Source organism: Polaribacter huanghezhanensis, assembly GCF_030444335.1.
GTDB lineage: Bacteria > Bacteroidota > Bacteroidia > Flavobacteriales > Flavobacteriaceae > Polaribacter > Polaribacter huanghezhanensis.
This window is the reverse complement of record NZ_CP128595.1, coordinates 736,195-748,356: the sequence shown is the minus strand read 5'-3', so window position 1 is coordinate 748,356 and position 12,162 is coordinate 736,195. Positions and strand designations below refer to the sequence as shown.

At 30.8% G+C, this 12,162-nt stretch carries 10 protein-coding genes; 1 reads left to right on the top strand and 9 read right to left on the bottom strand.

Translation table 11 applies throughout. From position 1 onward, the window contains the following. The first annotated feature begins 29 nt into the window (after positions 1 to 29). A complete protein-coding gene (locus tag KCTC32516_RS03635) occupies positions 30 to 1,082 on the top strand; it encodes an endonuclease/exonuclease/phosphatase family protein (RefSeq protein ID WP_301402020.1) in 1,053 nt (350 codons plus the stop codon). Positions 1,083 to 1,255: 173 nt separating this feature from the next. Here the strand turns inward: KCTC32516_RS03635 and KCTC32516_RS03630 are convergent, their stop codons facing one another. The 9 genes from KCTC32516_RS03630 to KCTC32516_RS03590 form a co-directional block, all read right to left on the bottom strand. Continuing rightward, the gene (locus tag KCTC32516_RS03630; RefSeq protein WP_301402018.1) at positions 1,256 to 1,492 is read right to left on the bottom strand and encodes a hypothetical protein; all 237 of its coding nucleotides are present in this window, start codon (positions 1,490 to 1,492) and stop codon (positions 1,256 to 1,258) included. Between the two features lie 444 nt (positions 1,493 to 1,936). Then, on the bottom strand, positions 1,937 to 2,626 hold the full coding sequence (locus KCTC32516_RS03625) for a DUF6602 domain-containing protein (RefSeq protein WP_301402017.1): 690 nt from the start codon (positions 2,624 to 2,626) through the stop codon (positions 1,937 to 1,939). A gap of 3 nt (positions 2,627 to 2,629) precedes the next feature. Further along, positions 2,630 to 4,495, bottom strand: a complete 1,866-nt coding sequence (locus tag KCTC32516_RS03620) for an N-6 DNA methylase (RefSeq protein WP_301402015.1) — start codon at positions 4,493 to 4,495, stop codon at positions 2,630 to 2,632. A 9-nt stretch (positions 4,496 to 4,504) separates the two neighbouring features. After that, positions 4,505 to 7,036 (bottom strand): DEAD/DEAH box helicase family protein, encoded by a 2,532-nt coding sequence (locus KCTC32516_RS03615; RefSeq protein ID WP_301402014.1) that lies wholly within the window; start codon positions 7,034 to 7,036, stop codon positions 4,505 to 4,507. Positions 7,037 to 7,300: 264 nt separating this feature from the next. After that, on the bottom strand, positions 7,301 to 7,912 hold the full coding sequence (locus tag KCTC32516_RS03610) for a RipA family octameric membrane protein (RefSeq protein WP_301402012.1): 612 nt from the start codon (positions 7,910 to 7,912) through the stop codon (positions 7,301 to 7,303). Between the two features lie 16 nt (positions 7,913 to 7,928). After that, positions 7,929 to 8,744 (bottom strand): hypothetical protein, encoded by an 816-nt coding sequence (locus KCTC32516_RS03605; protein WP_301402010.1) that lies wholly within the window; start codon positions 8,742 to 8,744, stop codon positions 7,929 to 7,931. Between the two features lie 59 nt (positions 8,745 to 8,803). Continuing rightward, positions 8,804 to 9,961: a site-specific tyrosine recombinase/integron integrase gene (xerA, locus tag KCTC32516_RS03600; protein WP_301402008.1), complete on the bottom strand. Its 1,158-nt coding sequence runs from the start codon at positions 9,959 to 9,961 to the stop codon at positions 8,804 to 8,806. Between the two features lie 33 nt (positions 9,962 to 9,994). Continuing rightward, the gene (gene recJ / locus KCTC32516_RS03595; RefSeq protein ID WP_301402007.1) at positions 9,995 to 11,680 is read right to left on the bottom strand and encodes a single-stranded-DNA-specific exonuclease RecJ; all 1,686 of its coding nucleotides are present in this window, start codon (positions 11,678 to 11,680) and stop codon (positions 9,995 to 9,997) included. 29 nt (positions 11,681 to 11,709) lie between these two features. Continuing rightward, positions 11,710 to 12,135 (bottom strand): OsmC family protein, encoded by a 426-nt coding sequence (locus KCTC32516_RS03590; protein WP_301402005.1) that lies wholly within the window; start codon positions 12,133 to 12,135, stop codon positions 11,710 to 11,712. Positions 12,136 to 12,162: the final 27 nt, after the last annotated feature.

Sequence of the window (12,162 nt, the reverse complement as noted above, 5' to 3'; positions counted from 1 at the left end):
GTTTATATTTGTAAGAAAAAACTTGTAAAATGAAAAAAAGACTACTCTTAGTGGGCTTTATGTGTCTTTCTGTACTCATAAAAGCACAATCAAAAACGAATCAATATACTATTAGAACACTTGCTTTTTATAATGTTGAAAATTTATTTGATACAATTAACGACCCAACAAAAAACGATGAAGCTAGTCCGATGATGCAATTAAAAGGCAATAAATCAAAAGTGTATTGGGATAAAATAGAAAAATTAGGAAGTGTCATTTCTCAGATTGGATTTGAGAAATCAAAAATAGGTCCAGCATTAATTGGCCTTTCAGAAGTTGAAAATAGAGCGGTTTTAGAAGATTTGGTAACATCGAAGCCTCTAAAAAAAATGAATTACGAGATTATTCATTACGAATCGCCAGACAAAAGAGGAATTGATGTTGCGTTGTTATATCAAAAAAAATATTTTAAACCGATACATCACGAAACGTTCACTCCAACTATTTTTAGAAACAATTTTAGGGTTTATACAAGAGATCAATTATTGGTTTCTGGATATTTAGATGATGAGTTGATTCATATACTTGTAAATCACTGGCCATCTAGAAGTGGTGGCGAAGCAGCAAGCAGATCTTTACGTGAAAAAGCTGCGTATCAGAATTTAAAAATCATAGAAAAAATTAGAGAAACTGACCCGAAAGCTAAAATTTTTAGCATGGGAGATTTTAATGATAACCCAACAAACTCGAGTTTAAAAAAGGTGTTAAAAACAAAAGGCAAAAAAAAGGATGTAAAAGAAGGCGATTTGTACAATCCGTTTGAAGAAATGCACAAACACGGTTTTAATACGGTTGGTTATAGAGACAATATCAGCTTATTTGATCAAATATTTTTTACATCACCCGCTTTAAACAAAGGAGAAAAAGACTTTTCTTCTTATAAAATGTATAAAGCCATGATTTTTAACAAACGGTTTTTAATGACTAAAAATGGACGCTACAAAGGATATCCGTTTAGAAGTTTTTCTGACGGCGGATATACAGGTGGATATAGTGATCATTACCCGGTGTATTTGTACTTGATTAAAAAGAAAAATTAAGCTAAAAATTTATTTTTGCTTGTAAACTTGATAGAAGAATACTTCTTAAATGACTTTTTTCTTATTGGACTAATTAATTATACACGTCTTAAGTTTGCCTTTTATTACATTTGATACATAATAAGAAAGAATAAAAGAGTTGTTTTTTAGCTCAGTTCTTTGTTGTGCGTAGTTTATTTAATTTTTTCATAATACTCCCAATCTACTCCATGATTAATTATTATTTTAAACTTACTAAATAATTCATTAGTAACTGTTGTAAGCGTAGTTATTGATTTACCTTTCTCCGGAGTTAATATTATTTCATTATAATTCTTTAGTTTGTAAGTTCCATTTCCCCAAAACTTACTAAATAATAATCCATCCTTCTTTAAATAGAGAGTATCTCTTTCTCTTTTTCGAAACTTCATGTAATGATCATTGCTAGGATACTTTTCAACGTAAACACCAATTACATTTGATTCAAAGACAGGATAATCTATGAATAATGAAATTATAAATAAAAGAATTACTACTGGTATAAGTTTTTTTTATTTTTCAATTTGAAACAATGTTTATTCGGGATTGATACGTTTTAGTTTCGTTTCTATAATTAGCTACAACGAGTTTGAATATGGCAAGTTGCGGGTTTGAAACCGTAATTTTCCACTGTTTGTTAATTAGTTTAAATGTAATAAAATTTACCTAATTATTTACAATTAAGCAATTTGCTATATGCGGTGTTGTACACTGGCTTTTCTTTCCGCAAACTTGCTAGCGTTGGCAAAGACATACTCTTTTGCAATTTTTGGCTGGTGTGTTGGCTGGTGCGAATTGCAAATGTGTATGGCTTTAAGCGTTGGCTTTTAATATATTCAATTCCCTGCAATTAATAAACTATGTGTTAAGCTAAATAAATTCTTAAGTACAGGATACTCAACTGATTTAATATACCTACCTGTTAACGCATTTTTTCTTAAATAGTATTGTTTAGCATTACCTTCTACATCAATTTCGATTGAAATTAGAAAATCAATATTTGGATATATAACAGGAATACCTTCAGTACCTCTTTGTTCATTATATTCATCATAGAAAGAACCCGAAAAATTGTCATAAGTAAAGCCGAAACGATTTAGTATAGTTTTTTCTACTAGCTTAATTTTATAGCAAAAAATTCCAAACATTGGATGAGAAACAGCTTGCATTGCTTTCATAATTCCAATTTTGTCGTTGTATTCCTTTAAATCATTTCCTGTAGCATTTCCTTTTACTTCTAAAACTAATAAGCAGTTTTCAGGTTGAACAATAGTTTGATTTCCAATATTTGCAACAGGTGCATTGTGTTTCAAGAGTAAAATATCCATTTGATTACTTTGTACTTCACCAACTTGTAAAAATCCTCTTTTTAAGTTGATTTCGTTTCCAAATCCTCTTTGAATTGTGTCCATAACAAATTCTTCACGCACTTCTCCTTTTGTTAGTTCGTGTTGTATTATTTCTGAAACACTATATTGAGCTTGTATTAAGTTCTCTGTATATTTATGAAATTCGTCAAATACCATATGCTATTCACCCCAAATTTTTGAGACTCTATCTTTTATTTTATTTTTTGTAGCGATAATATTTTTTTCAAAACCACTAATTTCATCCTTCATTTTACGTATTTCTAATACAATTTCTTTCTGCTTAGGTAAAGAAGGTAAAGGAATAAGAAGTTGTGAAAATTGGGAAATCCAGTAACGTTTATGTTCTGAACTATCAAAATCAATATTCTGCATTACGTGATATAAATATTCAATATCTGCTTTATCCTTTTTAACTCTTAAAATTTTCATTGCAGATGATTTTACTTTAAAAGGAAAATCAACAAGTTTTGTTGCAGTTGTAAAATCATCAAAAATGATTACTGGTAAACCATTTTTGAAAATACCATCTTTTTCATTTGTATAGCCAAGAATAAATGTTTTACCTGCTGTTAAAACTGGTGTAGTATAAGAGTCATCATAATTTACAGATTTGACAATATATTTCGTTGGTTGTTCATAGTCTAAAACATCACCTAGTTTTACAGTTTCATATTGTGAATTGATTGCTTTTCTAGTTACGTATCTATTAGCGATTAATGATATGTTTTTTTCTTTTAGAATGGTGGTTTTAGAAACAAGTAAAGAAGAAACCTTATGCTTTTCGAGTTCGAATTTATTCTGATTTCTTAAACTGTCTTTAAAATCATTTAACAATGAAATTGCATTAGGTAAGTCATTTTTTTCAATAGTTCTTCTTTGAGCACCCAAATCAAACCCATCATTTTCGATAGTAATAAATAGGACTTCATTAGATTTTTTCGAAAGTTCTTTATCTAATAACAGAACACTAGTTTTAATTGGTGAATATGGATTGAAAACACCAGAAGGTAGACTTATTACTGCTAATAAATTATTTTCAGTTAATGATTTTCTAAGCTTCTTAAAAGAACTCTGAGCATTTGCAACTACAGCATTAGGAATAATTATTGCAGCTTTACCTTTTGGATTTAAATGTTCCGAAATATAATCTGTAAATAATACTTCTGCTTTATTTACTTGAACTGTAAACTTTTTATGAGGTCTAATTCCTCCTTTTGGTGACATAAAAGGCGGATTTGCAAGAATTACATCAAAATTATCATTCCAACGTTCTTCACTTGTGAGAGTGTCATATTCATAAATATGAGGGTCAGAGAAACCGTGTAAGTATAAATTCACTAAACTTAAACGCACCATATCTGGTGAAATATCATATCCTGTAAAGTTGTTTATCAACTTTTTTCTTTGGTCAGGTGTTAGTTGATTATTGTTTTTTTCTTTTATGTGCTTAAAAGCAGAAATTAAAAATCCTGCTGTACCACAAGCTGGGTCAAGAATTGTATCATTTAATCCTGGATTAACAGTTTCTACAAGAAAATCAATTATGTGTCTAGGCGTTCTAAATTGACCAGCATCACCTTGTGAACCCATTACTGAAAGCAAATATTCGAATGCATCACCTAATTTTTCACTATGAGTGTATTCAAATTCTCCAATTGTTTTTAAAAATAATTTTAGAGTTTCAGGGTCACGATAAGGTAAATAAGCATTTTTAAAAATATCCCGAAAAAGCTGTGGAATATTTGGATTCTTTTCCATACTCTCAATTGACTCTGAGTATAGTTGAAGCATTTCCATTGCACTCACTTTCGGGTCAAAAAGGTTGTCCCAACTATATTTTTCAAAATCACCAGAAAAGAATTTTGCTTTACCTCCTAATTCTATGGATTCCTTATCCATATCATCCATAAACTTGTAAATCAAAGCAATTGTAATTTGCTCAATTTGTGATTTTGGGTCAGGAAGCTTTCCTACCAATATATCTCGACAATTGTCTATTCTTTTTCTTGTTGTATTATCTAACATAATTGTGTTTTAAGCAGCGAACTGCTCTAATTTTATATAGTCTTTTATATACACTGGTATTACTTCGCGATATTTCGAGGTTACAGCTTTAAACTGTGAAATAGTCAATGTTGGATTGGTTTGTAATGCTTGAAAATCTTTTGTTTCAATTATTTTTCTAATGTCTTGGTCAACGATATATGCTTTAAAAAAATACTTCAAAGCTATAATATTGATATCATTTTCTTCTGGCGGGTAAATAGAAATGAATTTGTCAAACTCTTCTTCTAATAACTCGTCTTTTGATTTGAATTTTGGAATTATACCAAATATTTTTTCTACAACTTCACGAATAGAAACTTTTCTATCAATTTTTGCAGCTTTACGTAGTTTTTCTAAGTTAAAATATTCTTCGGGTTTATCGAATATTTCTGCTTGAATATGACTAACTACGTGTTCCCAATTACCTAATTCTACGTTCTTTTTTATGATATCATCCATTACGATTCTGTCTTCGAACTTTTTGAAAAGTTCTCTGTCAATTCGCATTCCTTCATATCCAATTTGTTCTTCATTTACAGATAAAATTGGGTCTGGTCTTAGACTATTGTATTTATCAATATCAATTCCGCCTCCACCACCTTCGCCTTTACCGTTTTTAGGCTTTGGTAGTTTAAGTTTTTCGTCATAGTTGAATTTTTCTTCAAAATATTCGCAATTTGCAAAGAAGTCAAACAGTTTAAAAAATTCTTTTTCTTCATTAATAGTTTCTTCTTCGTCAAATTGGTTTTTAAAAGTATATGAAAATGTGTGCTTTCGGGTTCCACGACCTTTTATTTGAACAAAATCTGATGGACTAAATATAGGACGCATCATACATAAATTAAGTAAGTCAGGACAATCATAACCTGTTGTCATCATTCCAACGGTTACACAAATTCTAGTTTTTCCAGTTTTATATCCTTCCAACCAAGATGATTTTCCATTTAGATTGTTATTTGTAAAGTTGATTGTCATTTGTTGAGCATCACCAACTTGAGAAGTTACTTGAACTGCGAAATCTGAATTATATTTATTTGGATATAATTGTTCTGCAAAATCGTTTAAAATTTCAGTGATTTTTCTTGCGTGATTTTGACTAACTGCAAAAATGATTGTTTTACCAATTTCTTTGGTAATTGGGTCACGTAAGGCGTTTTCTAAAAATGTTTTACAGAAAACACGATTTGTTTTTTCTGAGAAAAACTTTTTCTCAAAATCTCGTGAAACAAAGGTTTCCGTTTCTTCTCCTTCTTCAGTTGCTATTGCAACAGAATAGCCTTCATCAGAAAGCAATTGCGTAGTAATTTCTGTTCTAGCATCTAAAACTCTTGGATTGATAAGGAAACCATCTTTTACGCCATCTATTAAAGAATAGCGAAATGTTGGGTCACCACCTTCGCAACCGAAGGTTGCATATGTATCTCTTAGCAAACGTCTTTCGATTTCTCTTGGGTCGTTTTCTTTTACTTTGTCAATATCAACACTTTTTAAATAATCTTTTGGTGTTGCTGTTAAACCTAATTTGTAACCGTGAAAATATTCGAAAACAGCTCTCGCATTTCCTGATATTGAACGATGTGATTCATCTGAAATTAACAAGTCAAAATCCGTTGGTTTAAATTCGTACCTATATTTGTTATTGAACATTAAAGATTGAATAGTTGTAACAACTATATCCGCTTTTCTCCAATCGCTTTTATTTTCTTTGTAGATAAATGTTGTGTAATCTGGTTTAAGATAGTTTGTAAAAGCTTTCCAAGCTTGGTCTTCTAATTCCAATCTATCTACAAGAAATAATACTCGTCTTGCGTTTTGAGTTCTTAAGAAAAGTCTAATTACTCCAGCAGCAGTAAGTGTTTTTCCAGTTCCAGTTGCCATTTCAAAAAGAAAACGGTCTTTTTTGTTTGCAACTGCTTTTTGTAATTCTTGAATTGCTTTTAATTGGTAATATCTTAAAAATCTTAACCCATTATTCCAAATAAAATCTTTACTGTCTATAGGGTTTCCTTTCCATTCAGGTCTTTCCGCATAATCAGGCATTTGAACAATAGCAATAAAGTCATCTTTTACTTCTTCGTTCGCCAATGAAGTTCTGTCAGGATTCCATTCCTTAATTGCTCCAATTTCACTTGGTGATGGAAATTTATAAATCGGTTTTGGATTCCCTTTCTCTAAGTTCCAAAGGAAGTGCACAATTCCATTTGATAGAATGATAAATTGAGCTCCTACTGTTTTGGCATATTTTCTTGCTTGTTCTTTTGCTATAAGTGGATGAAGACTTTCTTTTTTAGCTTCTAAAACACAAATTGGTTTATTGTTGCTGTCAACTAGTAAAAAGTCTAAAGAACCAGACTTTACTTTTTCAAAATCGTTTCCCCAAGCGTCAACTTCAGTTTGGGTAATTTTTACGTGATTTTCAAGTAAGATATTCGCAGAACCTTGCTCATTGTCAAAAAACCTCCATTCCGCTTCTTCGAGCAGTTGATTGATTTTTATTCTTGCGTGAGCTTCATTTTTCATTTCTTTAATTCGGTTGAGCGTTGGCTAAAATAGCTCTTTTGTTTTTTTTAGCGTTGGATTTGCTTTGAAAAAAAACAAATGTGCTATTTATGCGGCTGGCTTGCGTTCTTTTCAGCTTGTGTACAACGTGTTTGTATATGGTTTGTTGCGTGTTTCAAGCAACTAATTTAGTAAATAATTACCGACCAAGAAAGTCCGCGAGGACTTTCGTAAGTAGGCAAGAAGCCAGCAATAAATTATATACGGTGTTGTGCAACGTTATTTTTATTCAGTTTGGTCAATTTCCAAATCAGGGAAATGGTCAATTTTACTTTTTAATAAATACTTTGGTATAATATAACTTAATAATAAAGTAGTGAAAAGAGAAACTAAAAATTCGCAAATAAAATGAATTTCTATTTCTTTCAATTTCTCTAAGAGTAATATTCCCCAAACAATAGAAATTATGAATGAGAATAAAATTGCAATTTTAGATGTTGAAATGTTTGCTCCACTAATTGGATTTAGGTAATTGTTCTGTGTTTTTTTGTTTGCAAAAACTGAGTAAACTCGTTTCTTTTTTTTAAGTTTTAGGGTATTTGTTTCACAGTCATTTACCAAAGTTATAAAATTGATGTTCCAAAAATAATATCCCTTACTTGACCAATACCAAAAAAGAGAGGTAATATATCCGAGAACAATTAATATTATTTTCTCATTATATAAATTTTCTGAAGAGGCGATTGTATAATAGCCAACAAATAAAGCACCAATAGCAACATAAAAGTAAGTCATCCACTTGTTGAAGTTATCGTAATGGAAATTCCTTGCATTTATCAAGAATTCATATCTTTCTTTTGGTGTAAGTTTTTTAGGATTAGTATTTAAATTTGTCATTTAGCGTTAATTTTATTTAAGTTTTTGCAATATTTTGTCCATCTTCTGGATATGGAATATTCTCAATATCATTTGTGCAATTACAAATTTTCCTGAAAATATCTTTTAATTTAATTGCTATCTCAAGATACACAAATTGATTGGTTCCAACTTGACTAAATATTTGCTTATCCTCAAATTCAAAAATAGTTTCTCCAAATTCATATTTAAAATAATTACCTCGATAATATCCATTTGAATGAATCATACAATTACGCAATTTTCCAACAAATTCAACAAATTCTCTGTCTTCTTTTAAAGTGTCGGGATAACAATTAGCTATTCTTTTTACTATGAAATTCAGTTTTCTAAAAAGTGGTACAAAAGATGATTTCTTTAATATATCTAAGATTAAAGTCTTGCTACTTTCTTCAAGTGATGAAATAGCTTTAACAAGTTTTGCATTTAATTTTTTTACAATAGATTCGTATTCGTGGTCAGTAACCAAGTAGTCAAATATCAAAGAGATTGAAAATTCAAATGCAGTCCAAGTTCCAAATGTAACATTCCGGTTCAAATCATTGTGAAATCCAGCTGATAGCATTGGATGTTCTTGAATTTCGTAAAGACGTTTTGCGTGAGGATTGAAATCATATATGTCTTGTGTAAAAGCAACTTTTCCCTGACCAAGATATTCGGCTAACCTAAAAGTAGTTTTTCCAATATAAAAGTCATAAATACCAGAATAGTAGAGACCAAAAAAACTATGTCTCACATCATCTTCGTGCCATTCTAATTCAGAGATTTCGACCTTAATATTTTCCGTTAAAGCAAGTAGTTCATCTAAGGTCATTGTCTTTTTTCATAATGTTGCACAACTGGTTATATCAAATCAAATATATTGATTTTTGGTTAAATTTTTCGGGATAACAAAAGTTTTTTGTTTTCCTTATCGGCTTTCTCTAGTTTTTGTAACGCAACATCTAAAGGGTTTTGAATCTCCATTAAATCTTTGCGTTTTACATGGGTGTAAATCATTGTAGTCTCTGGTTTTGCATGCCCTAATAAAGACTGAATGTATCTAATATCAACGCCGTTTTCTAACAAATGCGTGGCATAACTATGTCTTAATGTGTGTGGCGTTACTGTTTTATATATTTTTGCTTTTAAACAACTTTTTCGCAAAAACTGTCGCACACTTTCTGCGCTATATTTTCCTCCTTTTTGCCCTTCAACAAAATACACCTTTGGTTTGTACGAGTAATAATAATTAGATAAAAGCGGCAAAAAACTATCTGCCAAACTTACATATCTGTCTTTTCGCCCTTTTCCTTGATTCACAATTAATTGCTTTCTTTCTATATGAAAATCTTTTAATTTTAAATTGATCAGCTCACTTATTCGCAATCCGCAAGAATAAATTAATGCCAAAATAGCTCTGTGTTTTAAATTCTGCGTGCATCTAATAATTTCTAAAATCTCTTCTTGTGATAAAACATTTGGTAATTTTCTAGATTTTTTTGGTCTTTCTAATTGCAAGTCGTTAATTGCTGTCTGCGGATAAAAAACGATAAAAATCTTTAAGGCACTTATAAATTGTCGTTGAGAACTTACAGAATAATTTCTTTCCATAAATACCGTTTCTATAAATTCTTCTACATTTCTATTTGTAAGATCTTCTAAAGCTGTTTTTGTGTGAAAATTAATAAAATCAGCAATAAAAAAAGTGTAGGTATTTATGGTACTTTGACTGTATCTTTTCCCTTTTAAATACAAATAAAAATTATTTAATAGTATTTTTTGATCTTCAGTTAAGTTGCGTCTAAAGACCTTTTTCCTTGAAATATTACTGGTGTTTACAGTTGTAATTCCTTCAAAAAGACATGTAATTAAAAGTAAATTTTTATCGGTATTTTTAAAATACCAAGATTTTAAAGAAGTGCTCCAACGCACACCATCAACAGTCTTAATTAAGTCAATTAATTTCTGATGATACTTAAATTTTATAAGCAATTGATGCTCTTTTCTATGAACTTTCTGTTCAAGAAAAATGGTTGGTAAATTTTTCATTTTCTTTAGCAATTACTCAAAATTAAGAAAAATTTATTTAATGTCTTTTAATAAGAGCTGAATATTTGTAAAACCATTCCACGTATTTTCGTCGATGTTGTACACAATATCAAAAGCATTTTTTATGATTGATATTTTATCACCCAAACCAAAACCAATAGCTGTATAGGTTTTGTTATCAGAGCCGTAAATTAAATTAAGGCGTAAATGACTTTTGTCTTCGCCAACTTGTTTTCCAAATCCGTTATCTCTAACCGCAGCAGTTGTAAAAGTTGGTTTCATATTTTGCGGACCAAAAGGAGCCATTTGTTGTAGTATTCTAAAAAATTTTGGCGTAATATCAGAAAGTTCAATTTCTGCATCAATCGCAATTTCTGGAATCAATTGTTCTGGTAAAATGGTTTGCTGTACAACTTCTTCAAATTTTTGTTTAAAATTCTCGTAATTTTCTGGCAATAAGGTCAAACCAGCAGCATATTTATGTCCGCCAAATTGCTCAATAAATACCGCACATTGTTCTAGTGCATTATACACATCAAATCCTTTTACAGATCTTGCAGAAGCAGCTAACTTATCGCCACTTTTTGTAAAAACCAACGTAGGTCTGTAATGCGTTTCTATTAATCTAGAAGCCACAATTCCAATTACCCCTTTATGCCAATCTTCACGAAAAACAACTGTTGTAACGTTTTTTTCTTCCTTATTTTCTGTAATTTGTAGCAAGGCTTCTTGCGTAATTTTTTTATCGAGTTCTTTTCTGTCAGAATTATTTTTTTCGATGGCTGATGCAAACTCAACTGCAGTTTCAAAATCCATTTCTGTCAACAATTCTACTGCATAATTTCCGTGTTTCATGCGTCCAGCAGCATTAATTCTTGGTGCGATGATAAAAACCACATCGGTAATGGTTAATTCTTTCTTTTTTAATTGATGAATGATGGCTTTAAATCCGTTTCTAGGATTTGAATTGATTACTTGCAAACCAAAATATGCCAAGGTTCTGTTTTCGCCAGTCATCGGAACAATATCTGCGCCAATTGCCGTAGCAACCAAATCTAAATACGGCGTTAAATCAGCTATCGTTTGCTTTCTTTTGGATGCCAACGCTTGCACCAATTTAAATCCAACTCCACAACCACACAATTCATCGTAAGGATAGTTGCAATCTGTTCTTTTCGGATTTAAAACGGCAACAGCTTTCGGAATTTCGGCGCCTGGTTTGTGATGATCACAAATAATAAAATCGATGTTTTTTTGGGATGCATAATCAACTTTATCCAACGCTTTGATACCACAATCTAAAGCAATAATTAGAGAGAAATTGTTGTCTTCGGCAAAATCAATTCCTTGATAAGAAATGCCGTAACCTTCTCCATATCTATCTGGAATGTAGGTTGAAACGTTTTTATAATACGTTTTTAAATACGACGAAACCAACGAAACCGAAGTTGTTCCATCAACATCATAATCGCCATAAATTAAAATATTTTCGTTGTTTGCAATGGCGGTTTCAATTCGGTGTACAGCAACGTCCATATCTTTCATCAAAAACGGATCGTGCAAATCTTCTAACGATGGTCGAAAGTATTTTTTGGCTTCATCAAAGGTAGAAATTCCACGTTGCAATAAGATTTCTGCAAGTGGTTTTTCTATGGATAATTCGTTAGCAAGGTGTTTAATTTTTTCTTTTTCTGGTGTTGTTTTTAACGTCCAACGCATAGCAATTTAGTATTGAATTTATTTTTTAATTATTTTTCATGCAACTTAATTTCTGTTGTTATTTTAGCAAATTGTCTAAACATTTCCATCACGCCACAATATCTATCTACCGATAAATTTACCGCTTTTGTAATTTTATCTGCTTTTAAATCGGTTCCATAAAAATGATACGCAACATGTACTTTATGATAAAATTTAGGATGTTCTTCTGTTAATTCTGCTGTAACAACAATCTTAAAATCTTCTGGTTCTGCGCGCATTTTTTTTAGAAGCGAATCTACATCCAAACCAGAACAACCAGCCAACGAAGAAAGCATCAATGCTTTTGGACCAAAACCAACCAAATCGCCATGATCTTCACTAGCATCGTACATTATTAATGAGTTTCCGCTGGGGTTATCCGATGCTAATAGTCCGTTTTTTTTCCAAGATGTTGTTACTGTATTTGTTGTCATTTTTTTGTTTTGTTTTTACAAATTTAC

Excerpts from the sequence above, each read along its gene's own strand:
- recJ (WP_301402007.1), bottom strand. The coding sequence starts at position 11,680 with ATGCGTTGGACGTTAAAAACAACACCAGAAAAAGAAAAAATTAAACAC.
- KCTC32516_RS03610 (WP_301402012.1), bottom strand. The coding sequence starts at position 7,912 with ATGACAAATTTAAATACTAATCCTAAAAAACTTACACCAAAAGAAAGA.
- xerA (WP_301402008.1), bottom strand. The coding sequence starts at position 9,961 with ATGAAAAATTTACCAACCATTTTTCTTGAACAGAAAGTTCATAGAAAA.
- KCTC32516_RS03635 (WP_301402020.1), top strand. The coding sequence starts at position 30 with ATGAAAAAAAGACTACTCTTAGTGGGCTTTATGTGTCTTTCTGTACTC.
- KCTC32516_RS03625 (WP_301402017.1), bottom strand. The coding sequence starts at position 2,626 with ATGGTATTTGACGAATTTCATAAATATACAGAGAACTTAATACAAGCT.
- KCTC32516_RS03615 (WP_301402014.1), bottom strand. The coding sequence starts at position 7,036 with ATGAAAAATGAAGCTCACGCAAGAATAAAAATCAATCAACTGCTCGAA.
- KCTC32516_RS03620 (WP_301402015.1), bottom strand. The coding sequence starts at position 4,495 with ATGTTAGATAATACAACAAGAAAAAGAATAGACAATTGTCGAGATATA.
- KCTC32516_RS03630 (WP_301402018.1), bottom strand. The coding sequence starts at position 1,492 with ATGAAGTTTCGAAAAAGAGAAAGAGATACTCTCTATTTAAAGAAGGAT.
- KCTC32516_RS03590 (WP_301402005.1), bottom strand. The coding sequence starts at position 12,135 with ATGACAACAAATACAGTAACAACATCTTGGAAAAAAAACGGACTATTA.
- KCTC32516_RS03605 (WP_301402010.1), bottom strand. The coding sequence starts at position 8,744 with ATGACCTTAGATGAACTACTTGCTTTAACGGAAAATATTAAGGTCGAA.